At 40.1% G+C, this 24,602-nt stretch carries 26 protein-coding genes and 2 tRNA genes; 13 read left to right on the top strand and 15 right to left on the bottom strand.

The genetic code is table 11. The features are described from left to right. Positions 1 to 138 precede the first annotated feature (138 nt). Positions 139 to 597 carry a hypothetical protein gene (locus CRG89_RS04845; protein WP_103287193.1) on the top strand — a complete coding sequence of 153 codons (459 nt, stop codon included), beginning with the start codon at positions 139 to 141 and terminating at the stop codon, positions 595 to 597. A 198-nt stretch (positions 598 to 795) separates the two neighbouring features. On the opposite strand, the gene CRG89_RS04840 is transcribed toward CRG89_RS04845, so the two are convergent. From CRG89_RS04840 to CRG89_RS04825, 4 genes are all read right to left on the bottom strand, one after another. Continuing rightward, the gene (locus tag CRG89_RS04840; RefSeq protein WP_158648728.1) at positions 796 to 2,547 is read right to left on the bottom strand and encodes a DUF790 family protein; all 1,752 of its coding nucleotides are present in this window, start codon (positions 2,545 to 2,547) and stop codon (positions 796 to 798) included. A gap of 16 nt (positions 2,548 to 2,563) precedes the next feature. Then, positions 2,564 to 3,931 (bottom strand): DEAD/DEAH box helicase family protein, encoded by a 1,368-nt coding sequence (locus tag CRG89_RS04835; RefSeq protein ID WP_103287191.1) that lies wholly within the window; start codon positions 3,929 to 3,931, stop codon positions 2,564 to 2,566. Between the two features lie 68 nt (positions 3,932 to 3,999). Continuing rightward, complete coding sequence (locus tag CRG89_RS04830; RefSeq protein ID WP_103287190.1) at positions 4,000 to 4,371, bottom strand: hypothetical protein; 372 nt, start codon at positions 4,369 to 4,371, stop codon at positions 4,000 to 4,002. 130 nt (positions 4,372 to 4,501) lie between these two features. Continuing rightward, the gene (locus tag CRG89_RS04825; RefSeq protein ID WP_148695175.1) at positions 4,502 to 4,798 is read right to left on the bottom strand and encodes a stationary phase-response protein; all 297 of its coding nucleotides are present in this window, start codon (positions 4,796 to 4,798) and stop codon (positions 4,502 to 4,504) included. A 103-nt stretch (positions 4,799 to 4,901) separates the two neighbouring features. Here CRG89_RS04825 and CRG89_RS04820 point away from each other — a divergent pair, with 103 nt between their 5' ends. Further along, on the top strand, positions 4,902 to 5,615 hold the full coding sequence (locus CRG89_RS04820; protein WP_103287188.1) for an HAD family hydrolase: 714 nt from the start codon (positions 4,902 to 4,904) through the stop codon (positions 5,613 to 5,615). Between the two features lie 241 nt (positions 5,616 to 5,856). Here the strand turns inward: CRG89_RS04820 and CRG89_RS08760 are convergent, their stop codons facing one another. Next, positions 5,857 to 6,015, bottom strand: a complete 159-nt coding sequence (locus CRG89_RS08760; RefSeq protein WP_148695176.1) for an ATP-binding protein — start codon at positions 6,013 to 6,015, stop codon at positions 5,857 to 5,859. Between the two features lie 385 nt (positions 6,016 to 6,400). On the opposite strand from CRG89_RS08760, the gene CRG89_RS04815 reads away from it, so the two are divergent. The 3 genes from CRG89_RS04815 (at position 6,401) to CRG89_RS04805 (ending at position 9,203) form a co-directional block, all read left to right on the top strand. Then, positions 6,401 to 7,594 (top strand): methionine adenosyltransferase, encoded by a 1,194-nt coding sequence (locus tag CRG89_RS04815; protein WP_103287187.1) that lies wholly within the window; start codon positions 6,401 to 6,403, stop codon positions 7,592 to 7,594. A 53-nt stretch (positions 7,595 to 7,647) separates the two neighbouring features. Continuing rightward, positions 7,648 to 7,749 (top strand) — tRNA-His (locus CRG89_RS04810). Positions 7,750 to 7,784: 35 nt separating this feature from the next. Further along, on the top strand, positions 7,785 to 9,203 hold the full coding sequence (locus CRG89_RS04805; RefSeq protein WP_103287186.1) for a TldD/PmbA family protein: 1,419 nt from the start codon (positions 7,785 to 7,787) through the stop codon (positions 9,201 to 9,203). Between the two features lie 45 nt (positions 9,204 to 9,248). Here CRG89_RS04805 and CRG89_RS04800 read toward each other — a convergent pair whose 3' ends face one another. The 3 genes from CRG89_RS04800 to endA all read right to left on the bottom strand — a co-directional run bounded on the left by CRG89_RS04800 (position 9,249) and on the right by endA (position 11,946). Continuing rightward, a complete protein-coding gene (locus CRG89_RS04800) occupies positions 9,249 to 10,730 on the bottom strand; it encodes a hypothetical protein (RefSeq protein ID WP_103287185.1) in 1,482 nt (493 codons plus the stop codon). Positions 10,731 to 10,797: 67 nt separating this feature from the next. Beyond that, the gene (locus CRG89_RS04795) at positions 10,798 to 11,229 is read right to left on the bottom strand and encodes a hypothetical protein (protein ID WP_103287184.1); all 432 of its coding nucleotides are present in this window, start codon (positions 11,227 to 11,229) and stop codon (positions 10,798 to 10,800) included. Positions 11,230 to 11,325: 96 nt separating this feature from the next. Further along, positions 11,326 to 11,946 carry a tRNA-intron lyase gene (gene endA / locus CRG89_RS04790; protein ID WP_197706732.1) on the bottom strand — a complete coding sequence of 207 codons (621 nt, stop codon included), beginning with the start codon at positions 11,944 to 11,946 and terminating at the stop codon, positions 11,326 to 11,328. Positions 11,947 to 12,019: 73 nt separating this feature from the next. Here endA and CRG89_RS04785 point away from each other — a divergent pair, with 73 nt between their 5' ends. Then, positions 12,020 to 12,517, top strand: coding sequence for a 50S ribosomal protein L16 (locus tag CRG89_RS04785; protein WP_103287183.1), 498 nt, complete (start codon positions 12,020 to 12,022; stop codon positions 12,515 to 12,517). A gap of 37 nt (positions 12,518 to 12,554) precedes the next feature. Here the strand turns inward: CRG89_RS04785 and CRG89_RS08755 are convergent, their stop codons facing one another. Then, positions 12,555 to 12,728: a hypothetical protein gene (locus CRG89_RS08755; RefSeq protein ID WP_158648727.1), complete on the bottom strand. Its 174-nt coding sequence runs from the start codon at positions 12,726 to 12,728 to the stop codon at positions 12,555 to 12,557. A 270-nt stretch (positions 12,729 to 12,998) separates the two neighbouring features. Next, on the bottom strand, positions 12,999 to 13,202 hold the full coding sequence (locus tag CRG89_RS08750; RefSeq protein ID WP_148695177.1) for a hypothetical protein: 204 nt from the start codon (positions 13,200 to 13,202) through the stop codon (positions 12,999 to 13,001). A 213-nt stretch (positions 13,203 to 13,415) separates the two neighbouring features. Here CRG89_RS08750 and CRG89_RS04775 point away from each other — a divergent pair, with 213 nt between their 5' ends. The 3 genes from CRG89_RS04775 to CRG89_RS04765 all read left to right on the top strand — a co-directional run bounded on the left by CRG89_RS04775 (position 13,416) and on the right by CRG89_RS04765 (position 17,693). Beyond that, positions 13,416 to 14,495, top strand: coding sequence for a hypothetical protein (locus CRG89_RS04775; RefSeq protein ID WP_103287181.1), 1,080 nt, complete (start codon positions 13,416 to 13,418; stop codon positions 14,493 to 14,495). Positions 14,496 to 14,506: 11 nt separating this feature from the next. Then, positions 14,507 to 16,483 (top strand): hypothetical protein, encoded by a 1,977-nt coding sequence (locus tag CRG89_RS04770; protein WP_103287180.1) that lies wholly within the window; start codon positions 14,507 to 14,509, stop codon positions 16,481 to 16,483. 406 nt (positions 16,484 to 16,889) lie between these two features. Continuing rightward, positions 16,890 to 17,693 carry an Ntn hydrolase family protein gene (locus CRG89_RS04765; RefSeq protein ID WP_103287179.1) on the top strand — a complete coding sequence of 268 codons (804 nt, stop codon included), beginning with the start codon at positions 16,890 to 16,892 and terminating at the stop codon, positions 17,691 to 17,693. 376 nt (positions 17,694 to 18,069) lie between these two features. On the opposite strand, the gene CRG89_RS04760 is transcribed toward CRG89_RS04765, so the two are convergent. Then, entirely contained in the window at positions 18,070 to 18,252 is a 183-nt protein-coding gene (locus tag CRG89_RS04760) for a hypothetical protein (protein WP_103287178.1), read from the bottom strand. Between the two features lie 248 nt (positions 18,253 to 18,500). On the opposite strand from CRG89_RS04760, the gene CRG89_RS04755 reads away from it, so the two are divergent. From CRG89_RS04755 to CRG89_RS04745, 3 genes are all read left to right on the top strand, one after another. Beyond that, entirely contained in the window at positions 18,501 to 19,829 is a 1,329-nt protein-coding gene (locus CRG89_RS04755) for a GTPase (RefSeq protein ID WP_103287921.1), read from the top strand. A gap of 120 nt (positions 19,830 to 19,949) precedes the next feature. Beyond that, a complete protein-coding gene (locus CRG89_RS04750) occupies positions 19,950 to 20,204 on the top strand; it encodes a hypothetical protein (RefSeq protein ID WP_103287177.1) in 255 nt (84 codons plus the stop codon). A gap of 880 nt (positions 20,205 to 21,084) precedes the next feature. Further along, positions 21,085 to 22,776 (top strand): FG-GAP repeat protein, encoded by a 1,692-nt coding sequence (locus CRG89_RS04745; RefSeq protein WP_103287176.1) that lies wholly within the window; start codon positions 21,085 to 21,087, stop codon positions 22,774 to 22,776. Positions 22,777 to 22,995: 219 nt separating this feature from the next. On the opposite strand, the gene CRG89_RS08745 is transcribed toward CRG89_RS04745, so the two are convergent. The 4 genes from CRG89_RS08745 to CRG89_RS04730 all read right to left on the bottom strand — a co-directional run bounded on the left by CRG89_RS08745 (position 22,996) and on the right by CRG89_RS04730 (position 24,165). Further along, entirely contained in the window at positions 22,996 to 23,139 is a 144-nt protein-coding gene (locus tag CRG89_RS08745; RefSeq protein WP_158648726.1) for a hypothetical protein, read from the bottom strand. 97 nt (positions 23,140 to 23,236) lie between these two features. Next, a complete protein-coding gene (locus tag CRG89_RS04740) occupies positions 23,237 to 23,629 on the bottom strand; it encodes a site-specific integrase (RefSeq protein WP_103287175.1) in 393 nt (130 codons plus the stop codon). 53 nt (positions 23,630 to 23,682) lie between these two features. Beyond that, on the bottom strand, positions 23,683 to 24,069 hold the full coding sequence (locus tag CRG89_RS04735) for a hypothetical protein (RefSeq protein ID WP_103287174.1): 387 nt from the start codon (positions 24,067 to 24,069) through the stop codon (positions 23,683 to 23,685). A 21-nt stretch (positions 24,070 to 24,090) separates the two neighbouring features. Further along, positions 24,091 to 24,165: transfer RNA gene (locus CRG89_RS04730), tRNA-Gly, on the bottom strand. A 122-nt stretch (positions 24,166 to 24,287) separates the two neighbouring features. On the opposite strand from CRG89_RS04730, the gene CRG89_RS04725 reads away from it, so the two are divergent. Beyond that, positions 24,288 to 24,584: a hypothetical protein gene (locus tag CRG89_RS04725; RefSeq protein WP_103287173.1), complete on the top strand. Its 297-nt coding sequence runs from the start codon at positions 24,288 to 24,290 to the stop codon at positions 24,582 to 24,584. Positions 24,585 to 24,602: the final 18 nt, after the last annotated feature.

Raw genomic sequence — 24,602 nt, 5'->3', positions numbered from 1 at the left:
ATTTATTTATTTTTGAGCAGTTGCGATCATAATAGCTGATCAATTTAGCCAGTGAATGGGATGATGGGATTTAGTTTTGATATCTATATTTATACTTAAGCATAAATAATTTTAATAACCTTCACGTAAGTAATAACAATGTCTACAGAAGAAGCCAAGCCTAAACCAGAAACAGGTATAGAGAGGGTTGCAGAAGGTGAGGTTAAGGAAAGGGATGTTGTTATGGCAAAGGAAGGAGAAGAGGAGGCGGTAGAGGTAAGAAAAAGGAGAGGGAGAAGAAGGGGAAGGAAACCAAAGGCTAAAGAAGAAGGGATGCCCACTACGACCACAGCCATAGCAACAGAACCTGCTCATACGCAAGGTATTCAGCAGGTTGCAAGCATGCTTGTAAGGTATGAGAAGTTGCTGAATAGGATAGAGGATAGGCTCAAACCAATCAAGAAGATAGAGAAGGAGAGTAGTATGATAGATACACTGAAGAGGCAGATAAAGGATCTTAGCAAACAGGTATCAAGGCTAGAGAAGAGCATCAACAAGGCTACTGGTAAGGGTAGAAAGGGTAAGGTTAGAGGTAGGAAGGTAAAGGCAAAGAAATGAGTGTAGAGGAAGGAGAAGGAAGTAAGATAGTAAGAAAGGAAGCAGGGAAGGAGAATAGGAGGAAGATGCAGAAAGAGAAAGGAAGAAGAGGAGGAAGAAAGTAGGGGAGAGAGTAGGTGGGATAAGGAACATACAGATTGATGCTTGCATTACAACGTTACCTATTTTTATTTGATCTGTTAATAACATTGTTTACTCTTACAGAGAGGAATCATCTTTATCCTTATCCTTATCATCATAAACCTTAACAATAACTGCATTGTTTATGTCTATATCCCTCCATACTATAGTGTAGCCTAGGATTGATAAGAGCGAGGTGTAGTACTCCTCTGGCACACCATACCCTTCCATTACCTTACATGCATCTACCAGCCTCTCATGTATCCCTACATCCCTCTTTATACCTTCCAGCACATCTCTTGCTATCAAGAATTCATTCATAACCATCTCATGGTTGGGAAGTTCTCCACTCTCTACAATGCTTGTTATTATTGATAAGACTGCATCGTATGTTATATTGAACCTCTCAGCCACCTTCTTTATGCTTATTATTCTACCATGGTTCAAGCCTTTGATGTATTCCTTCACATCATTCATAAGCGCATCATCGCTTACATGCTCTGCTGTTATCTCATCCTCTATACTCTTAAGATGGGCTATGATCTGCTTCATAGGAATCTTCTTACCATCATACATTACCAGCCTTGCAAATCTTGAGAGATGCTCCATATGTATGGGCTCAGAGCATACCAACTCCTTGTTTACAAGGAGTATCATCTCACCATCCTTATCCATACCTCTGCTCTTATTCATCTGTATAAGCTTCTGAACCTTCCTCTCTATGTAATCCTTTGTCCAGAATCCAACTATCTCTACGTAGATCTTCTTTCCATACTTCTCAAGCACAAAATCTGGTATGAATGCCTGTCCTGAGACTACTATGGGCTCTGGCTCCCTTACAAGCCTCCACCCTGTACCATATTGGTTGAAGAGTGTAGCAAACCTCTCCTCTATACTACTATCATATACCTTGCTTGTGCTAGGCAACTCCTTCTCCTCATCCGTGTAACCTTCAATTCTACTAGGCATCAACGCAATACCCATCTCCCTTGCATCCTTGGATGAGAACTCTAACTCATAGACCCTTCTTGATCCTACTCCCATACCCTTCCTTACTATCCATGCCCTAAACCACCACTCCCCTGCCTTGAGGAGTGTTGGTAACAGCCTTGCCATTGCAACCCCATACCTATCAGTCAACTTGAATATACTTGCTGGACCATCTATCATGCATACTATGCTTGAAGGGGGATGATGCTCATGCTTATGCTTATCAACCATGCTTCTATGCTCATCAAGCATGTACATCAACCCAAGCCTCTTCACATCCCTCAAGAGAACCTTCCACTCAATACCTTGAGATACACTACACTCCATCCTTGTACAGTTCAGGAGCATGCCCTGAATGAGTGCTAGATTGTACTCTCCAACAAGTTCTTCAGGGCTTATGGGCCTGAACTCTTGCATGATAAGATTCTCCTCGAGGTCGCTCCACATCATCTCCTCAACCAATGCCCTATCTATCTTAAGCCTTGATGCAACCTCATCCATTATACTCCTCCTCTCCCCATCTGTTAGTGCATAACCTCTCCTACTTGACTCCTTGAATACCTCCCTTCTCAGGAGTATAGGATGTACAGGGGTATCAATACGCTTGAATACACACCTCCTCTCAAGTATGGTGTAGAACCCTCTAACAAGCCTGTAATCGCTACCGTACTCCAACTCCCTTATCCTATCTATGAGTATACCTTTCCTCTCTCTACTGCTATATGCCTTCATGAACTCATCTATTATGAGGGATGCTAGTCCTTCATCATCTTGTGAAGCAAATACTGGCACTATCCTACCCTTCCTAGCCCTTGCCCTTACAAGTGATGTAGGTAGCATAACCATCGATTAACCTTTATTTCATATCAGCCCTTACAGACCTCTTCCTCTTCCTACTCATAAGCATCTCCCTAGTCTCTCTAGATACTATCTCTATGAGAAGTGCACTCTTGCTACCCTTTGGTCTAAGCAACCTTCCAAGCCTCTGCACAAACTCTCTACTGCTCCCTGTCCCACTAACTATTACCCCAACCTCAGCATCTGGCACATCTATACCCTCATCCAGAACCTTGGATGTTACTATTGCTCTATACACCCCTTCCCTGAAGCCCTTGAGTATATCTACCCTCTCTTCCTTGCTTGTGTTGTGTGTTATCAATGGTATCAAGAACTCCCTTGCTATCCTGTATGCTAGATCGTTGTGTTGTGTAAATACTATTATCTTTGCACCATTATGCTCTGCAAGTATCTCCCTAACCTCCTCTATCTTTGCACTGCTGTTCAATGCTATACTCAATGCCCTATTCCTTGCTAGAAGCGCATCTCTTGCTACCTTGCTCCTGTTTGATAGCATGATGAGCCTCTTGAACCCATTCATCCCAGGCTCAATACCTAGAGTGCTCATACCCTGCATGTATAGTTCATAGTTCTTGCTATACTCATCCATCTCATCTGCTGAGAGCCTAACATACCTCCTCTCTATTGCAAACCTTGCAAGGTAACTCCTCTCTGCAAGTTCCCTAGCATCTACACTGAATACAACACCAGCACCTAGCAGTAGAGGTAGATCTTGATGTAGACCATCTTCCCTCTCTATGGTTGCTGTTAAGCCAAGCCTGTATGGTGCTGCCATGAGTTCTGCTATGCTCCTATACCCTGGTGCTGGGAGGTGATGAGCCTCATCAAACACAACTAGCGCAAATCTATTGCCTATTGCTCCTGCTCTTATATATGCAGAGTCGTATGTTATAACAGTTATAGCCTTGAGCCTATCATTACCCCCTCCTACCATCCCTATCTCATCCTTGCTTAGTGAGAATGCATCTGCAAGAGAAGAGACCCACTGCTCCATGAGATCTAGCGTAGGCACCACTACTAGGGATGCAAGGTTAACATGCTCTATAGCCTTTATACCTATAATCGTCTTTCCAGAGCCGGTTGGGAGCACTATGCATCCTCTCATCCCTGCTTCTTCCCATTGCCTCAATGCCCTACTCTGATAGTCTCTTAATGTTACGTTGCAGTTGAGTCTCTGCAATGGTAGCAAGTCTAAAACATGATCCTCATACTCTATCTTGCTTGCATTAAGATACTCAACAATTGAGTGGTAGTACATTGCCAATGCTCTATACTTCTTGATCTTTGGATCTAGCACTGTGTATGGTATATGCGCTAGACCATCAACCACTATAGTACCCTTATCGTAGTGGAGTGATACCCTCAATACAACACTAAGACATAATCAATCATAGATAAAAGTAACTGTTATCATCGTTGCAATACTATATTCAGTCAGAATAGCCCATACTTGGATGACATGAAATCAGCCATCAGTACTACTCTTGCGTTTGAGCCTGCCTGCTTGAGGTGCCTTGCAAGAAGGTTCACAAACTTGTGCTCCATACTCTTCCCCTTTATGCTAAGGAACTCATTGCCTAGAAGGTTTACAAGCCTGATTATAAGGCTCTTGCTAACATACAGGGTGAAGAAGTTCCAGCCCATACAGTTATCTGGGTCACCTATATCAAATGAGTTATACATATGAACCATGGCCTCTATCCTCCTCATCACCTTAACAAGTATATCATGCTCCCTCTTGAAGTCTATAGCCTCAACCTGTATCTCAACCATCTCATGCTCGCTCTCATCATGACTATACTCCATTTCTATCCTATTATATTAGGAAGAGCATATTAATAAAAATATTCCCCCTTCATGTAGGGATTTAGCACTATATATATATTTCATGATGGAGAGAGCATAAATCAAATAATTTTAATTATATACATGAATATCATGTCCTTATACTCTCAAGTACAGATACTACTTGCCATAGAGTCACCCTCATGTGTGAAGGCACATTAGGTGATTGTGTAAGTTCATCTAGCATGCTTATTGCATTTGCTGCTCTAACCCCAGCATCAATCTTCTCATCCTTAAGATTGTTAATTATATCCTTTATGCTCTGCCTAACCTGCTTTGGTGTCATAGTGTTATCTGCTACACTCATGAGTATGGATACTGCCTTGAGTATCTTCTCCTTGTTCTCCCTCTCCTTCTCCTGCTTCTCCTGCTGCCTCCTGCTAGCCAAGGATATCACCACACTACATTCACATGTACCCTCTTAAAAGTTTGAGTCTGTGTAGGAAGAGTAAATGATAAAGCAATGGTTGTTGATGGTTTAGAGAAGAGATATGCAGGAAGGAAGTAGGGAGGAGGCTAGGCTATTAGTAGCATTCGATATGGATGGTACACTACTCAATGGTAGGCTTGTACTTGCTTTAGCAGATAGGTGTAATGTTAGAGAGCAGGTTACAGGCATTATGAGCAGTACTAACATGCATGGTTATGAGAAGAGTAGAGCAATAGCAAGGCTATGGAAGGGCATTAGCAAGGATGATGTGCTAGAAGCACTAGCAAGTATACCCTTGAGCAGTAATGCTCAAGAGGCTGTTGAGGCTTTAAAGGGCTCTGGCCATGTTATAGGGATAATAAGTGATAGTTATGATGTGGCAGTTGAGCATATAGCATCCATGCTAAGCATGGACTTTAGCATAGCAAATAAACTTGTCCATGATAGCAATGGTATCCTTACTGGTGAGTTGATCATGCCTCTAGGCTGGGAGAGGATAGGCTGTAGATGTATGAACTCAGTATGCAAGAGGTTCCATCTTGAGAGTATTGCAAAGAGATTTGGTATAGGTAGAGAGCATACAGTTGCAGTTGGGGATAGCGAGAATGATGTATGTATGTTAGAGCAAGCAGGTGTAAGCATAGCATATAAACCAAAGAGCCTAAAGGTTAAAGATAATGCAATGTATATTATAGATGATTTATATGATGTTGTAGATATACTGAATAGAACTTATGGATTAGCGGTTAGAAGAGGATCAACACAACATAAATAACTCCCATCACATCCCATCTTACACAATTCCATTCCTTCAAACGAGAGGCGATTGTTTTTATATTGATCAAATTATACTATTCAATACCTTTTATCCAATGGGTTATACGACAGTGTAGTGATTTGTTACTCTTGATCTTATCATGCTTCCCATTTATCTCTCAGATCAGTTATATCTTTACTACATCGCATCTGTTTAGCCATGAATGATGCATCCTTTTCCAGCTCAGCATATCTTTGTGCTAACATTTGCTATTAAAGTCGCTTGGTCTCTGTGATGCCAGTATAACACCAACACCATACTTACTTGCCTCTCTAACAAATCTATACAACAGTGAACAGTATGCAAGTTTATGCCCTTCACTAAAGTCTTTGATCCTTTTTCTGATACATAATACCATAACCTTCTTAACATAAAATCTGTATATGTCATCTTTATCTCATCTGTAGTTAGTAAGGTTCTTTAGTTGTGTTGCAGTTGTATTATTCATAATATCTTCAAATTTTACTGATGTTCTTACAAACTCCTCCATATCAAATGGAAGCCTATTTAACAGTTTAACTATTGTTACCTGACTTTATTGCCTCTTTACCAGCACTAACGCTTACCTGTCAAGTTCTTCAGTAACTCCTTAACTATACTACTGTCTCGCTTGCTAGTGAGTATGTCTAGTTATGGTACTATCTAAAAAATCCTCTTGCTATGCTCTTGCATATCCTGTTTCATCTTCACGCTAGGGATGGTTGATATATGTGGGTGATGCTGTACTACAAGGCTGATAGGTAGTGATTGTAGAGGTTGAGAGGAGTAATAGGATACCAACACAGGCTAGAAGGTTTGAGATGGTTGAGAGGAAAGGTTTAGGCCATCCAGATACCATATGTGATCTTGTTGCTGATAGCATATGTGTAGAGTTGGCTAAGCACTACATGAGAGAGTATGGACAGATGATGCACTTCAATGTAGATAAAGCATTGCTTGCTGCTGGAGAAACAGAGAACAGGTTTGGAGGGGGTATAGTAAAGAGACCCATGCACCTCATCATAGGGGATAGGGCAACATTCAACTCCCTAGATATTGATGGTATAGTTAGAGGAACAGCAAGGAGATGGTTCAATGAGAACCTTAGACATGTAAGGGATGAGCATGTATGCATAGAGCCAGTGCTAGGCTCAGCATCTGCAGAGTTAAGATCTCTATTTGCAGTAGCATCCTCACCTTTATCAATACCATCAAACGATACATCTGCACTTGTAGGCTATGCACCATCAACCCTACTTGAGCAAGTTGTACGTGAGACAGAACTCTTCATAAACTCTGCTCCATTCAAGCATGAGTTTCCAGAGGCTGGGGAGGATGTTAAGGTAATGGGTTTCAGACATGATGAGAGTATCGAACTTACTATTGCAATAGCGTTTGTAGATGCATATGTTGAGTCTGAATCATACTACTTTGCTAGGAAGAGGGATATGCTTCATGCTATAGATGAGCATATCAAAGATAGCTTTGACATAAAGCATCTAAGTGTTGAGATCAACACACTTGATAGAGAGGGTAAGGGTATGGAAGGGCTTTATCTTACAGTGCTTGGTACATCTGCAGACAGTTCAGACTCTGGTCAGGTTGGGAGGGGTAACAGGGCAAATGGGCTCATCTCACTCATGAGACCAGCAGGGTCTGAGAGTTATGCTGGGAAGAACCCGTTAAGCCACATAGGCAAGGTCTATGCTGCACTCTGCTTTGAGATTGCTGATGATCTGCATAAAAGTTTGCTTGATGAAGAGAGGGATGAGGTAGTTGTATGGATGTACAACAGGATAGGTAAACCTGTTGGAGAGCCTATGGCAGTAGTTGTAGAGGTTACAGCAGATACTGTTAGTATTGAGAGTAGCGTAAAGAGTATAGTTGGTGAACATCTCAACAGAATAGATGATATGTATAAGAGGCTTATTAACGGGACTTCAAGGCTAGGTTACTGATAGTAGAAATAATTATTTAAGGTGCTCTATCTATCCATGATACCTTCATGTTGGCCTCCGTCGTATAGTGGTAGTATAGGGGGCTGTGGTTTGCATGCATAGCATAATGTGCAAGCAGTAACCCCCGGGCCGGGGTTCGATTCCCCGCGGAGGCCTCAACAAGCACAATACAAAAATAATACATTATAGCATGATGGAAGAGGAGATGCTTGTAGTAGAGAGGATGCTTGATATATGCAGGAGAGCAGTTGGTAAGGCTCTAGCGATGGGCGCTGGTGAGGCTGAAGCGTATATCCTTGATAAGGAGATAATAACAGTTAGGCTTGCAAGATCACGCATAGTAGAGGCTAAAGGCTTAAGGGATAGAGGTCTTGCTCTGAGGGTTGTTAAAGATAAGAGCGTATCAGGGGTGAGTACATCACTCATGGATGATCAGAGCATAGAGAAGATTGCAGGATATGCTATATCCTCTGCAAGCATGATGCAAGCTAAAGATAACTGGAATGGTTTACCAGCAAGATCGATACCAAAGGGCATACTTGAGAAGGGTTACGATCCTGCAATAGAGGCTCTTAGCGTTGATGATTCAGTTAACATTGCATACCTCATGCTTGAATCTGCAAGGGCAGATATGCTATCAATCTCTGGAGCATTGCATATTGTGAAGGAGTATGTATGCATTGCAAACAGCAATGGTCTAGAGTTGAGTGATAAGGCTACATACATGGTTGGTAATGTAAACGCTGATCTTGAGCAAGATGGCTCCAACAGTGTGTATGAGAAGAGGGTTAGTGGTGTTGGGTTCAGAGCATCAAGGATGCTCAACTCATTCAGTGCAGATGCTGTTGGCAGAGAGGCAGCAGAGATGGCTATGAACTCAAAGGGTGCAAGCAAAGCAGAGGAGGGTGAGTACAGCATAATATTCGAGCCATATGCACTTGGAGAACTGCTAGCCTTTGTCTTTGCATACAACTTCAATGCCAAAGCATATCAGGATGGGAGGAGTTGTTTCCATGGTAGGATAAACGATATGATTGCTATTGATAGGTTCTCACTTGCAGATGAGCCTAGAAGGGAGGATGCTCTAGGTAGCAAGGTATTCGATGATGAGGGTGTTGAGACATACAACAAGTATATAGTAGAAGATGGTGTATTCAAGGGCATAATATACGATACATTCTACTCATCAAAAGATGGTATGAGGAGCACTGGAAATGCCATAAGGGCAGGGTATCCAGTAGGGAGAGGAGTAGTAGCATTACCATACCCATCATTCCATAATATAGTGGTCAAGGAAGGCAACTACAATAGGGATGAGATGATCAAGGATACAAAGAGAGGGCTTATAGTAAGCAGGTTATGGTACACATACCCAGTCAACCCAGAGCAGGGAGACTTTTCATGCACTGCTAGGAGTGGGGTATTCGAGGTCAGCAATGGTGAGATAATAGGTGCAAGGAGGATGGTAAGGATAATAGATAACCTGAAGAGGCTCATGTTTAATATCTCAGCCATAGGGAAGGAGAGTAAGCAGGTACTTCAATGGCATGCTACACCATGCATAACCCCTAGCATAAGGGTTGATAGGGTAAGGATAACACCACTCTAGCAAACACACAATGAGAGAGGTTATAACCATAAATAAGGTAAAGAGTCAACCCCTTCTAGTCTTACTAATTGCATAAAGTGATATCAACCCTATTATGAAGAGCACTACTATGTTGAACCCCTTCAGTGGATGTCCTGCAAACCAAAGTGCGCCTATACCATTTGGTATCCCAAGCCATGCTAGGTATCTACCAAGTGTATTGAAGAGCGGTGCCATAGGTATTGTGAATATGAGGAGGTTAAGTAATCCTATCCTGTTCTCAAATAACCTGTTGCCAAAGAGGGCAAGTACGAGCAACCATGTTACTGCTACATGGAACCAGCTCCCGGGACTTAGGTGGGCATTCTCCAACCCTCTAGGCGTACCTTTTACAGGAGCAGTTCCTATATACTCATCTGGGTATGGCCCTGGATATGGGGAGCCTTCTGGCTGCTTGTATGTGACTGTAGTATAAGGGGTTGTATCATATGCTAGTGCTATATATGCTCCTGTACCAACCAGTATTGCAAGTATGGATAGGCATATAACCACTGAGAGCCTTATTGATGATGCTAGTGTGATGTGTTGTAGTAACGGAGACTCTCCAGAAACAGATCCATGCTTATACTCTTCATTGCTCTTACTCCTACCAGCAACGAATATTGCAGGGATTGAGAGGAGTAATAGTGCATAGTATATACCTGCTGGAATTACCCATACAAAGCTATGTAATGCAAGCAGGTTGAATAGGAGCAGTCCAATAAGTATTGCAGGGAGAGAGATGCACATAAGTCTGTATGCCAATCTGAATACCCTGCTACTAACATTGAGTATACTCATAGCAAGAAGTATGAGCATAGCACTTGTAGCAATCATTGCAGGATGTGTATGCAACTGAACTAGCGCAGCGGGTTCTATTGGTGTATTGGTAACCTTGAATATCCCAGTAAGTGCAAAGCCTACTAGCACTCCAGCAGCTATGGTTAGTGTTGGTATGAGGAAGATCTTCCTTGGTACATAAACATCAGATATCAGATCGAACCTTGACTGCTCAGGTTTACTGTATAGATATGGTATCTTCACCCCTGCAGCAGACAAGCCTACAAACATTAGAGATGAGAACCCTAGAACTTCAAGTAGAGATGCACCAATACCAAGTATGGGTAGCTCATAATATGTCTGTACTATGTCCTCACCAGTGAAGAGCCATATCTTAGGTCCTCCTACCTCATAGTAACTTGCAATCATGCCTATCCAGAGTACTGGTCCTATGAATGTGCCTATGGTTATAAGCCTCTTCACTGTTGGCTTAAGGCTTGCATAAGGCATAAGTATTGCTGCTACCATTATCAACACACTCCACCATGCAGTATGAGCATGCCCCAACTTCTCCCATTCTGGTACTGGTTTACCCCATGCACTTGCACCCCATATGCCTAGCATACCTACTAGAGTACCTGTTGCAAGTGAGAGTGTTGATGCTATGAACAATGGTATGCTCAGACCTAGTCTTATATCACCATCGAGTTCAATAACTCTCCCCTTCATCTATCTATATATTATCTTAGTAGATATTAAAATATTATGTGGATTCTCATGATTAAAAATAGAATAATTATATTTTATTAGAGATAAGTCTAGAGGATCTGGATAATGCTAGAGCACCAGCAATGATGCCAAGTATAGAGCCTATTATGAAACCTCCCATGCTCAATAGGCTTACTATGGATGATGCAAGTATAAGTATACTCCATTCCCTGTACCCATACCCTTTACTGCCAAGCATTATAGAGCCTAGTAACACAAGGGAGCCAGATACTAGCCCAACTATGCTTGCATATGGTATGCCTAGATACTGCAATTGCCACTGTCCTGACCATCCATAATACATGCCCATCATCCCTCTACCCTGCATCATCATACCCATACCTGCTGGCATATAGTACCATACGAGGGGTAGTAATGCACCTGTAAGTATCAGTGCTCCAGCAATCACAGATAGCACTATGGGAGCACTATAACCAACCTCTCTCTCCTCTGATGCCATGATAATGATTACACTAGCATGCTTTTAAACTGATATGTAGATTCTTGTATATGAGAATTGATGGTGCCTTATTTTTATTTATTTATTGATTGATTGCTATTTATTGAGTTCATCCAGAGATTGTATAGAGACCTTCTTCAACTCAGCAAAGCGCATCCTCTCAACACTGTAGTATATGACCTCTCCTCTACGCTCTATAACAGCAACTATAGGCTCTTTGCCCATACTCCATATCTGCTCAACCATCCTGCTGAGATCATCTATCTTAACCTCCCTACCCTCGTTAAGCCCAAATACGATGTATCTTGCTGACTTTATGCTATACTCACCTCTCTCATATACCCTAAAATCATTGCCGAACCCAAAGCCTTCCCTTGCAACATAGCCTCTACTTCTAAGATCTCTATAGATGAGGAACTTCGTCCATATACTTGGATCATGTTTGAGTGCCTCGCTAACCAGTTCATGGAAACTCAGAGTATCCCCATCCCTTCTTCTTACAATCATCCTCTTGGTGTAGAGTAGGTATAATGCCTCATACATGTACAGGAAGTATCTTCCATCTTTCTCATCTCTATCCCCATAGCCTTTCCTCCTCAACTCTTCCATAGCATCTGGATCATCTACAATAACCTTATCATCCTTGAGCATGGCAAGTATCTCTCTACCCTCTTCTTCACCTCCCCCATTCTCTACCGCCTTTCTCTCCCTTCGCATGGGCTTTAACTTACACGATCATAATTTAAAGTTAAACGATAGGATTAAATTCACTGTTGTAAGAGGTATGGTTATGAAGGGTAGGAACTACAGGGCTGCCGTAGGCATGGCATATGCTAGGAGGGAGTATATAGCAGGAGTTCCTCAGCCAAAGATAGCAAAGTTCACTGGAGGCGTTGCTGGAGAATACAGCCACAAGGTTATGCTTGTGTCTGATGATGGTAGGGCACAGATAAGGCATAATGCTCTAGAGGCTGCTAGGGTTGCAGCAAACAAGATACTTCAGAGCATAGGGGAGAGTTCTTTCTTTAGTGTACTCAAGGTATATCCTCATATAGTGCTTAGAGAGAATAAGATGATAGCAGCTGCAGGTGCAGATAGGCTTCAGGAGGGGATGAGGAGAGCCTTTGGTAAGCCAGTTGGGTTAGCAGCAAGGGTTGATAATGGTCAAACGATAATCGAGGTTTATGTGAATGAGCAGCATGTAGAGAAAGCAAAGGAGGCATTAAGGGTAGCATCTAGCAAGTTGCCCATAAAGACTAGGATAGTAGTTGAAGAGGTTAGCAAGTAAGTATTTAAAAAAAGATCTGATGGTAGATTAGATGGTGTCAAGATAACCACTTCACTCTTATAAAGTTGTAGAATAGCATGAATGCTTCCATGAATACTTGTATACTCTTGATACTTGCATTGTATGGGAATCTATTATAGAACTGCCTTAACCTACTCTTCAGTATACCGAAACCATCTCTCAATGCTGTTACGTTCACCAAATGTAACATATCTGTACTCTAATCCTAATGAATCTAATGCTGATCTATACCATGGTCCTTTATCTACAAGTATACATCAATGGCTTATCTGTACAGTACTCTAATACCTTCTTAAGTATAATCTCTCTCTGCATCTATACTGCTCCTTGTGAATGAGCATCTTACTGCTAGTACTTCTTTTATTTGCTATCTACATCCCTAGCAGCCCATACAAATACAAATTCGTTACCAAGCTTTACCTTTGTCTCATCTACAGCTACTGCTCTTCTATACCTCTTCTCAGTCAGGTATAGGTAATGCCTTCCTTAATGCATTGTACCATAGTCTAACAGATTCATGGCTGAATCTACCAAGCATAGATACCTTCCTATATGATAGACCAGACTGGTAGATCAAACCTGCTATAACCTTGATATCTACTGGTACCTTGTTACGCTTGAATACCTTCTTCTCTTTAACCATTGCTACTATGCTATCTATCATACTGTAGATGAGATAGGTAGGGTAAGCAATATACTTACTTACAAATAAAATAAATATGATCTTTAGGTAAGTTCTTATCTTGACATCATCTATTGTGTAACAAGCAAAACATATATAGTTACTCAGCATATATTTATACCTCATGAAGAAGAGACTTGAAATACCAAATAGAAGAATTTTATTGCAATACTTTAATATGGAGGGGGAGGGAAGATGTATAACTATGATAAAGTAGCAGATTTTATAGATTATACAAACAAAGAAGAATGGAAGAATTATATAAACAATTTTCTTATACCTTTGCGTAATAATGCGTTAGTCATCAAAGAGTTCTACCAAAATCTGAAGAACGAGTTTAATGATCTTCCTCTAACTAGTGTAGATGAGAAAGATCTGCCCCTTTTGTTAGGGGGTATCGACTTAACTGAGAAAGAGATTTATAAAAAAGAGAGCTTAGCCGGATTCTATAAGAGATTGTTTGGTTTACAGATCAGTGATATTCAATATCTAAAGTTAGAAGGTAAAATTACAAAAATACCAGTCAAAGTTGAGGAAACATCATTTATTAGATTCGTTAACGAGATATACGAGTCTGCTGAACGAGCAGTTACTAATCAGAGACTAGTTGAACCAAATGAACCTGAAGTGGATTATACAGTACTTAAAAGAGATCCTAACAAACTTAAAGAACTGATTGAAGGCCTTTACCATGCTGCATTGAGCATTTCGATCAACTATAATTATTATACATTCTTCTTGTGGTCTATAAGACAGATACCTTACAGATTTATGAAAGAAGCATATCCTAAAATAGATCAGATAATTGAGTTTTTAGAGGAAGAATTTGGTTTGACACAACTTAGTTGGCATCCTGATATTACTCAAGAATATAGTATATACAACGATTATACGCTATGGGGTTGGCCTGAGTATGAATTTATTTCTCGTAAACCCGGTATATCTTTTGGAGGATCTATATGTAAATTAAATATAGCCATATGGAAGCACATAAGTAGGTCATCTCCGCTTGAAGAGATATTTAAAGAATATTTTACAGTTTTCCCCTATTTAAAAGATGAATATGAAAATAAGGTTAGAAATATGCTTGGTAACACGTCTCCTCAATCTATGCGGATTGAGTATAGAGGGATCACAGTAAAAGACTCTAACTTAACAATATTTCATAGATTAGACGAGATATCACCGTATCTTTTTACAGGTTTAGTAAGAATCTATCAGCATGGTACCTATTCTGGTATTTCTTATCTTAACTTGGATAGCTATGAAAGTTAAGGGGTGGACACATGCAAGAAGAGCAAACAACAAACAAAGAGGAATATAAGAAGGTAATGGCTGAAGAGGAGAAAGGTGAAGATAAAAGAGACGATAAAAAGAAAGAAGAGACCAAAACTATTCACAAAACAGAGCAGGTAGTATCGCCTGTAATACATAGTAAAGTAGAAGCAAGCAGAGAAATTCCTGAAACTGAAAAAGAAAGAACCATCAGGCCTATGAAAAGAGTAGCTATACCAATAGTTAAGATAGAAGATCCTCCTAAACCTTCAATACAATTTGCATTCGATACGAATATTAAAGAAATCCCAAGACTTATACTACCAAAGGTTAAAGTTCCTATTATTAAGATAGAAGATCCTCCTAAACCTTCAATACAATTTGCATTCGATATAAATATTAGAGAGATTCCAAGACTTATACTACCAAAGGTTAAAGTTCCTATTTATAATAAGCAAAAAACGATCCTTCTTCCTAGGTTTCGTTTAGAATATTTTGATTCAACTATCAGCGAGCAACTTAAAGAAGATTTAAAGAGAATTGAAAAGATCTACGAGAAGACTGAGAACGGTACTGCCAATAAAGGGAATAGAAAGATAGAAGCATCTATTATACCTATCATAAGGTTAGAAGAGCCTATATCTTCTAAGCAAAGACAACTAGATAAGGAGATACCTAAGCTTATCTCCATATCAGAAGAACCTCCAACTAGAGATAAGCCAGATATTCTACTTGATAAGGAGATACCTGAAAGGAACATCGATTCCCTCACTAAGATGCAAGAACATGAAGAGCTTGAAACAACTAAGTTAGTACAGGGCGGGGCAGCTCCTGGCAATGGCGATGGTACATCTGATACAATGCCGGATATCTTCGAGTTAATCTTTGAAGGTGGGAATGGGTGTGGGCATAAGATTAGAAGTAAGGATAAAAAGGTAATACTATTTCTAGATAGCAACGATAATAGTTATATCCGCTTCTTAGAGGAACTCTATAATAGGATTTATCATGAGATAGAAGGTAGGGAATTAAAGCATCCACTAATTATCTCTAAGTATGATGAATACTGGAAGAATAAAGTTGAGAAGCAGCTGGATCCCTCAGATACGATAATAAGAATAGAGCTTGATTATAAGGAAGGCGATAATAAATATCCGTGGGAGAATATAGATGATAATGAACTAAAAGGTAGATTTGATGCATTCTTTACTGGAATAGGATTCATTATATTCAGAACATCTAATCGGGATATGTTTAACAAGTATAAGAAGAAACTAGAATCTATAAGAAAAGCGCTTAACAATGGATTCAAACTTATCGTCTTGGAGGCAAAACCCCTTAATGAAAGACTTGCCAACCTTCTATGGGGGTATGCATTAGATGATGCTGATAAGCTAGCTGCTAAATTTGATACTGTATTTAATGATGCTAGGGATGCATTCGAGAAGAAACTAAGTAAGATTAAAGATGAAGAGGGAATATTTGAGATAGTTACAAATCGCTCGTTAGAAGTCAAAGAGTCACCCCTTCATTATTATATCAAGGTATTCTTAGTAAGCTATCTGGTTCGTAAACTAAGAGAGAAGGGTGAGAAGCTAACAACTATTTCAGAGATAAAAGATAAAATATTAGTAGAAAAAAATCTTGATAGTGTTATCCCTGATATTCGGGTAGGTAATGAAGTATATGAAGTAGAAATATTATTTGGAGAAGGAGTAAATGCTATGAAGAAGATAGATGAGACTATTGAGAAGTACGAGAATGTTTCTTCAATCAAGATAAAGAAGATTAATGTGGTTATGGATAACTTAGGATTCTTCTTGCATCTAAACGATCTAAAGAATAGAAAGGTACACCTAGGTGATAGAGTTGAATTCTATACTTTAGATATTAAGAATAGAGAATTAATATCTCTTGATGAGTTTATTAAAAGACTAAAGGATGAAATAGGGCTGTTAGATCAGATAAGAGAAAAAGTTACTAAATGATCTAAAAATTTATTAATAAAGCAAGATTCTTTATAGTCTTTAGAGTATTTGCAGGTTATATGTTAGGTATTACATTGGCTGTTATTGTTATGAGAATATAGCAATATTGTGCTATTTTTATCAAAAAGTCACAGTAAAGGTAAACGTAGTTCTCTATCTTGCTAAACGCGTATCAAAAATGAAAGGTCTTGGGCATATTAAAGCTTGCTACACAAAAGGTAGTGTTAAGCGCCCCCTCTTGATGGTATAATATTGTAATGTAATGTAACCCTTATGCAGTAGGTTCTTATCTGAACATCTATCAGATGTCAAGTTAATACCTCTATCTGGATTTATAAAGAAGCTTAAACATTTAATAACTTCTACCAATTAAAAACAAGTATTTGGTATGACTTTAATCCTTGCTTTGAAATGGATAGTTAATGAGAAGGAGGGTGTAGTGGTATCATCTGACTCCAAGGTAACAGTTGGTCCTATAAGCTATGAGACTAGGAAGGTTTATCCAATCTATCTAACTGTTGGCGAAGATACTGTGCCACTTGCTATTGCTGGAGGGGCTGGCGATGCCTCAATAATTAAGCAGAGTTATAGGATATGTGAGAATATCCTTAAGAATCTAGCCAGTAAGGAGTGGAATAACACAACACCAACATATGAGCAGTTTGAGGATGCTGTAAATAGGATAGAATCAACACTTATCTCTAGGTTCAGGGCATTACGTGAGGAGGGTCTTAATATAAGCTTCAATATGATTCTAGCAAGTGTGGACAGTAATGGAAAAGCATCCATCTATACATTCGATGAGCGGGGTTTAGCTGAACCAGTGCATGACAACCCTGGATTTGCAGTTATAGGCACAGGGTTCTTCACAGGAGGGAATCTACTCCTTAGGCTTTTGGGCTATGATCACGAGGATGGTTATGCATTGGATATAGGTATGCTATCAACATTCATAATAGATATTGTTAGTGAAATAGATCCTGCAGTTGGCTCATTTGTTGGGGAGAGCTACTACATGAGGGTAGATAGTGGAAATGTAGTTCTTGGTACACTAAAGGAGGAGGCTATAAAAGAGTACAAGGAAAAGGCAAGGCAGAGGAAGGAAGTGTTCAGAAGGATATGGAGGATGTGTGATGTTGCAGGGGAGCAGAAGGTCCTTAAAAAGATAGAGGAATTAGAAGAGGAAGAGCAAAAGGAAGAAGTCGCATGAGATAGGGGTTAAAGTACATACCTTCAAATTTGTTGTATAGTTAGCTGACTCATTAAGGTCTGGACAATCTTTCGCTATGAAGATACTAGCCCTCTGTACATTGGCAATCCATCCTAAAATATTGAAAGGTATAATACACAGACTTTTTGTATGTGTGATGGTCTAACTTCATATCTGGGATACTGCATAAAGTAAAACATTATTTGGGGCTAAAGGAGTATTGGATTAATGGTGAATCGTGATACTAAGAATAACAGGTTAGTGGTTGAAGGCAAGACATGTTGATAAAGAGGAGAAGGTTAGAAGGAATGTGTTATAGGTACTGCAGTAGTAGATAATAACATATCCAATACTTCCTTCTTATTCTTATCCTTTATCAATCACTTATTATATCACCATATACACACTCTATACCCAACTCCTTAGCCTTATCTACTGCCTCCTTATCTATATGGACTGTAACTACTACTAACCTTCTTACACTTGCTCTATACATATTCTCTATAACTGGCTTTATTGCATTAACCTTCTCATAAAAGACTACAATATCCTCTAGCACTAGAAGCGTATATAAGGCTATTTACTACAACAGGTTCTATACATTTCTTATATTGTGTGAGTCTTGCTTAATTATGCTTTATTACATAACTATTAAATCCGCAAAGTATGTACTGATATAGGCAATAGATAAGCGTATCTCATAAATCCAGCATGATTATAGTGCTGGTAACGTTAAGGGATGAATATATATCCTCTAGTTATGCAACGAAGCATATTATAATAGTAAGCAAGGGAGTAGAGAGTAAGATGAAGGCTAGAAAGGCAATAATTATGGGAGCTGCTGGAAGAGACTTTCATAACTTCAATGTCTTCTTCAGGGATAATCCAGCATACAGAGTAATTGCATTTACAGCAGCACAGATACCATATATAGAGGATAGAGTTTATCCTCCAGAGCTTGCTGGCTCTCTATACCCTCAAGGTATACCCATCTACCCTGAGCATATGCTTGAAGAGTTGATAAGGCAGCATAGTATAGATGATGTGTTCTTCTCATACAGCGATGTATCCCATGAGCATGTAATGCATATAGCATCAAGGGTACTTGCTGCTGGAGCATCATTCACACTCTTAGGTCCAAGGGATACCCAACTTAAGGCAAGGAAGCCAGTTATTGCTGTAGTTGCAACGAGAACAGGGGCTGGCAAGAGCACCATAACTAGGCTTGTAGCAGATGTTATAAAGGAGGAGGGGTTGAAGCCAGTGATAGTTAGGCATCCAATGCCATATGGTAGATTCTACCCTGTACAGCACTTTAAGAGCATGGATGATCTATCAAGGTACGAACTTACTCTAGAGGAGGAGGAAGAGTACATAGTGCATCTAGAACATGGGTATGAGGTGCTTGCTGGTGTTGATTATGCTAAGGTGCTTGAGGAGGCTGAGAGGCATAGTGATATCATATTATGGGATGGGGGGAACAACGATATGCCATTCTATAAGGCAGAGCACACAATAGTTGTTACAGATGCTACAAGGGCAGGGCATGAAATGCTCTACCATCCTGGAGAAGCAAACCTTAGAGGAGCAGATACCATAGCCATAAATAAGATCAACCTCGTTGATGAATCTACAGTCAAGGGTATAGTTGAGAGGTGTAATGCTATAAACCCAGATGCACGCATCTTCCCTGTAAGGTCTGAAGCATACATTGATGCTCCAGATAGAGTGAGAGGTAAGAGGGTTGTAATAGTTGAGGATGCACCGAGTGTAACACATGGTGAGATGCGTGAGGGTGCAGGCTCATACATTGCTAGGATGCTCAACTGTAGTATAGTAGATCCAAGGGCTTATGCTGTAGGTTCTATAAGGGATTCTTACAACAAGTATCCATGGATAGGCAATGTAGTACCAGCACTAGGCTACAGCAAGGAGCAGATGCTTGAACTTGAGCATACCCTTAATGCTGCTGATTGTGATGCTATAATACTTGCTACACCAGCAGATATAACAAGGAGGCTAAGGATAAATAAGCCAGTTGCAAGGGTAAGGTTCACTGCTATAGATGCTAACAAACCTGGGTTGAGAGAGCATCTGAAGGATGTTGTTATGAAGATGATACATAAGCATGGATGATCCAACAATTAAGTGATTGCAGTGGTATTAGTTATCTGTTTATTAATAGGTTAGTTAGTTGGTTGGCTAGTTGGCTGGCATAGCATATGCTATAAATAGTTAAGAGCAAATAATAAAGATGTGGGGGGCAAGAACAACAAGAACATAGACAAGGCTGCATCTATACTGAACTACATACTAGCCAACATGGGAGATATGAACGATGGGCTTAGTGATGATGAGGAGATAGAGTTCATGTTATACCTAACAGAGAGGGTTGCCAAACTCTATGATGTTGATGTTGAGGAGTTGATCAAGGTACAGGCCATACACATACGTGAGGCTAAACTTGTGGTAAAGATGCTTGGGGAGTTCTTTGTGAGTGTGAAGAAATAAGAATATGGCATGTATCATTACCTTAGCCTAGTAGTCATAACCATCACTTGTCTAACAGGACTTTGGTGCGATCGGCGGGATTTATAGTTTTCTGTTCAAATCTTTATAGATTTCATATCTGAACAAGGTCCAAAAGGCTAAGAACGATATAGAAGTAACTAATATTTATATTTGTCTCTAGTTGCTCCTATTACTACTGTTATTGCTACTACTATTATTACTACTATTGCTATTGCCATTTGATCTCTAATCCGTTGTACCTTCAGAGGGTACAACGGTTACGCTAGCGATATCGTTAACGATATCAGTATTACTTTTGTTATTGTCAGTGAAGGAGAAAGAAGAAGAGGAGGAAGATAGGAAGACAGCATCCTCTATTATATTGGAGCATTGCTAGCACCTTAACCTATCCCCATTCCTTGCCCTTATCATCAATAGATAATCGTTATTGTTGTTACTCTTCAAGTAAATGAAGTGTTGTACTTTGCTGTCAATGCCGTCAACAAGGCTACTTTGCTATCGATGCAGGCTAATACAAGTAGTATGGTAATGCGCTAGCAGTAGTTTCTGCCTTATCATATCAGCATAAGCATAGAATATACAGTTCTTGCTATATCATGCTTCCTTAGATGAGGCTATGCTTAATATCTTCTCTGACCTTTGTTTAGCATGTAAGGCAAAGAGGATGCTAGTATTACTAGTGGTATTGGTAGTATTAGTATAGGTAAGGGTTATTATGGTCATAATAATAGTAGTAATCTTCCTATACAACTAGCATTATAGAAGTGTATGGCATAATGAATGTGTATAGTTATGGTTGCTGAGTTACATACTATGAGTCACATACTATCTTATATAGAAGCTCTGCTATATAATATTAATGAAGAGAAGTGATGTGAATAACAACTTCAACAAAGTAGGTGGATCAAAGAAAAGAAGAGAGACAGTAACATCCGCTACACTTCTAGGTATGGTATTTGTACTAGCATCTATAACAACACCATTTTATGGAATAGGAAACAGTAACAGTGCCTATGCACAAGGTTCAGATCAAATAGTAGACTTCAATGGAGATGGTTATGAAGATATTGCAATAGGTGTACCATTTGAGGAGTTCGGAACATTAACAGATGCTGGCATTATTAATGTGTTATATGGCTCATCCTCAGGCTTACAGGCATCATCACCAGCAGATCAGACATGGAGCCAAGATACTTCTAGTGTAAAAGATGTAGCAGAAGATTTTGATTACTTTGGCTGGTCACTAGCTGCAGGTGACTTCAATGGAGATAGCTACACAGATCTAGCAGTAGGTGTGCCAGCCGAGAATGTAGGTAGTATAACAGATGCTGGAGCTGTCAATATACTGTATGGCTCATCCTCAGGCTTACAGGCATCATCACCAGATGACCAGATATGGCATCAGGATACTTCTAGTGTAAAAGATGTAGCAGAGATCGGAGATAACTTTGGCTGGTCACTAGCTGCAGGTGACTTCAATGGAGATGGTAAAGATGATTTAGCAGTAGGTGTACCATTTGAGGATATAGGTAGTATAACAGATGCTGGAGCTGTCAATATACTGTATGGCTCATCCTCAGGCTTACAGGCATCATCACCAGATGACCAGATATGGCATCAGGATACTTCTAGTGTAAAAGATGTAGCAGAGATCGGAGATAACTTTGGCTATTCTCTAGCTACAGGCGACTTCAACAACGATGGTAAAGATGATTTAGCAGTAGGTGTGCTAGCCGAGAGTGTAGGTATTATAACAGGTGCTGGAGCTGTCAATATACTGTATGGCTCATCCTCAGGCTTACAGGCATCATCACCAGATGACCAGATATGGCATCAGGATACTTCTAGTGTAAAAGATGTAGCAGAAGATTTTGATCTCTTTGGCTATTCTCTAACTACAGGCGACTTCAACAACGATGGTAAAGATGATTTAGCAGTAGGTGTACCATTTGAGGATATAGGTAGTATAACAGATGCTGGCATTATTAATGTGTTATATGGCTCATCCTCAGGCTTACAGGCATCATCACCAGATGACCAGATATGGCATCAGGATAGTCCTAACGTTGATGGTGTAGCAGAAGACACTGATTTCTTTGGTTGGTCACTAGCTACAGGCGACTTCAACAACGATGGTAAAGATGATTTAGCAGTAGGTGTACCATTTGAGGATATAGGTAGTCCCACCATATTTGAAGCTGGTATAGTACAGGTATTGTATGGCTCATCCTCAGGCTTACAGGCATCATCACCAGCAGATCAGACATGGAGCCAAGATACTTCTAGTGTAAAAGATGTAGCAGAGACCAATGATTCATTTGGTTGGTCACTAGCTGCAGGCGACTTCAACAACGATGGTAAAGATGATTTAGCAGTAGGTGTACCATTTGAGAGTGTAGGTAGTGTATTAGATGCTGGAGCTGTCAATATACTGTATGGCTCATCCTCAGGCTTACAGGCATCATCACCAGATGACCAGATATGGCATCAGGATAGTCCTAACGTTGATGGTGTAGCAGAGAGTGGAGATCAACTTGGTTATAGACTCTAGGTTCACCTTCTATTTATTTTTGGTAAGTAAATGAATCATCCTGTAGATATAGTTGATATCTCATTATCCATAATATTAATTATAAGAAATAAGACAACCACTGCTTTGTTACATAACTAGTATATCACTTATCTATATGCTATATTGCTATCATCCCTTATAAGTCCATACCTCCTTAGTACTGCTTCCCTCTGATCTGAACTTGCTAGATGTATGTATCTATTCCTTATAGGAGAACATTTCCTCCAATTCCCATATATCACTTATAGATGAGCCATACTCCTTCTCTACATGCGTTAATGCTGTATGCCTTATCAGATACAACCATACCCTCTTCCTTATACCTGCCTCCCTCCCTTGCAAGGTCCTTTATGAACCTCCTTAACCTTGGTAGGATATCCTGCCCTTTGGTCTTGAGTACCAGAGATATGCAGATGGATCATCCTTTGCAGGATGCTGCTCATACCAATCCCTTAATGCACTGTATGAGAGCACAAGTGTGAGTGTCTTTACCGGTCTTACCCTTCGTGGTAATCTCAACATACCCCTCATGGAATACTATATCACCTATACGCATATTCAAGAGCTCAGATGGTCTTGAGGCAAACTCATACATTACATATAATAGCGCTCTATCCCTTGCTGGATACCTGCTCACTCTTGCTACCGCATCAACAAGTTTAAGGAACTCCTCCTTGCTGAGGAGGTCTGTAGCCCTTACAGTCTCTTCCCTCATAGCCTTCCTATTGTAGCGATCTGGCTTTATGTGCGCTGCCTCCTTGCAGTAACTACCTTCACCCTCTGCAACCTCCCTATGCTTTGCATAGTGCACTAGCCTCTTAAGAACCCTCAATGCTACTGCTATAGTTGCATTGCTCCAACCTCTGTTGTTTATTACTGCAAAGGCTATCCTGTCATATCTCCTTTAGCAAGATCCTCTAGCCTCTTCTCTATCCCAAGCCTCTTCATGATCTTGAGTACTTCGTAGGAGAACTGGGCATATGTTACAACTCTACCTATCTTTATACCATGTATGAATAGTGCGTTAATAAAGCCCCTAACAGTCTCCTCATCAGTGTTGTTGCTTACCTCTCGCTCTATCCTACTTAAATGGTAGGTTAGGCGTCTATGATATCCATAGATATCTTCTACTGCTTCTGCTATATCAACAGGTGTAACAGTAGCAATAGTATCGATAGTACTAACAGCAGTGATATCAGCAGTGGTATCAGCAGTACCGCTATTACCCCTTAATCCATTATCCTCTCTCCTTCTAGCCTTTTTGCTGTACACCTTCGATCCAATATATAAGTATGCGGTGGCCGGGATTTGAACCCGGGTCAGCAGCGTGGCAGGCTGCTGTCCTAGACCATGCTAGACGACCACCGCAGATGGCAATGCAGATTTGCATGCTCTTTATTTATAACTTTTTCAAATCCTGCCTCTTCACAACCACATACCTAGTTCATTATAAAGAGATAAATAGACTATCGTTACGAGTCTTTACCCATATGAATAGGATAAGGAGGATAGCCATGCAGTTGCTCGAGAGGTATGATGGTATGTTCAGCACTGACTTTGAGAGCAACAAGGAGTTGCTTGATAAGATAGCAATCTTTAGATCTAAGGAGTTGAGGAACGAAGTTGCAGGTTATATAACAAGGCATATAATGAGGAAGGCTTCTGCTCAGACAACTACAATGGATGAGAAGGATAAGGAGGATGAGGTTGGTGATGGTAGTAATAGTAGTAATATAGAGAACGAGGGTGTAGAGAAGGCTAATACTGTTGCTGATGATACAGCATGATAGATATAAGAAGAAGAT

The sequence above is a fragment of the Candidatus Nitrosocaldus islandicus genome, assembly GCF_002906215.1.
GTDB classification, from domain to species: Archaea; Thermoproteota; Nitrososphaeria; order Nitrososphaerales; family Nitrosocaldaceae; genus Nitrosocaldus; species Nitrosocaldus cavascurensis.
Note: the sequence above shows the minus strand (reverse complement) of the source record. Positions and strands in the feature narration are given on the sequence as shown.

Excerpts from the sequence above, each read along its gene's own strand:
- CRG89_RS04845 (WP_103287193.1), top strand. The coding sequence starts at position 139 with ATGTCTACAGAAGAAGCCAAGCCTAAACCAGAAACAGGTATAGAGAGG.
- CRG89_RS04840 (WP_158648728.1), bottom strand. The coding sequence starts at position 2,547 with ATGCTACCTACATCACTTGTAAGGGCAAGGGCTAGGAAGGGTAGGATA.
- CRG89_RS04830 (WP_103287190.1), bottom strand. The coding sequence starts at position 4,371 with ATGGAGTATAGTCATGATGAGAGCGAGCATGAGATGGTTGAGATACAG.
- CRG89_RS04820 (WP_103287188.1), top strand. The coding sequence starts at position 4,902 with ATGCAGGAAGGAAGTAGGGAGGAGGCTAGGCTATTAGTAGCATTCGAT.
- CRG89_RS08760 (WP_148695176.1), bottom strand. The coding sequence starts at position 6,015 with ATGGTATTATGTATCAGAAAAAGGATCAAAGACTTTAGTGAAGGGCAT.
- CRG89_RS04805 (WP_103287186.1), top strand. The coding sequence starts at position 7,785 with ATGATGGAAGAGGAGATGCTTGTAGTAGAGAGGATGCTTGATATATGC.
- CRG89_RS04800 (WP_103287185.1), bottom strand. The coding sequence starts at position 10,730 with ATGAAGGGGAGAGTTATTGAACTCGATGGTGATATAAGACTAGGTCTG.
- CRG89_RS04795 (WP_103287184.1), bottom strand. The coding sequence starts at position 11,229 with ATGGCATCAGAGGAGAGAGAGGTTGGTTATAGTGCTCCCATAGTGCTA.
- endA (WP_197706732.1), bottom strand. The coding sequence starts at position 11,946 with ATGCGAAGGGAGAGAAAGGCGGTAGAGAATGGGGGAGGTGAAGAAGAG.
- CRG89_RS04785 (WP_103287183.1), top strand. The coding sequence starts at position 12,020 with ATGAAGGGTAGGAACTACAGGGCTGCCGTAGGCATGGCATATGCTAGG.
- CRG89_RS08755 (WP_158648727.1), bottom strand. The coding sequence starts at position 12,728 with ATGTTACATTTGGTGAACGTAACAGCATTGAGAGATGGTTTCGGTATA.
- CRG89_RS08750 (WP_148695177.1), bottom strand. The coding sequence starts at position 13,202 with ATGATAGATAGCATAGTAGCAATGGTTAAAGAGAAGAAGGTATTCAAG.
- CRG89_RS04775 (WP_103287181.1), top strand. The coding sequence starts at position 13,416 with ATGTATAACTATGATAAAGTAGCAGATTTTATAGATTATACAAACAAA.
- CRG89_RS04770 (WP_103287180.1), top strand. The coding sequence starts at position 14,507 with ATGCAAGAAGAGCAAACAACAAACAAAGAGGAATATAAGAAGGTAATG.
- CRG89_RS04755 (WP_103287921.1), top strand. The coding sequence starts at position 18,501 with ATGAAGGCTAGAAAGGCAATAATTATGGGAGCTGCTGGAAGAGACTTT.
- CRG89_RS04745 (WP_103287176.1), top strand. The coding sequence starts at position 21,085 with ATGAAGAGAAGTGATGTGAATAACAACTTCAACAAAGTAGGTGGATCA.
- CRG89_RS04725 (WP_103287173.1), top strand. The coding sequence starts at position 24,288 with ATGAATAGGATAAGGAGGATAGCCATGCAGTTGCTCGAGAGGTATGAT.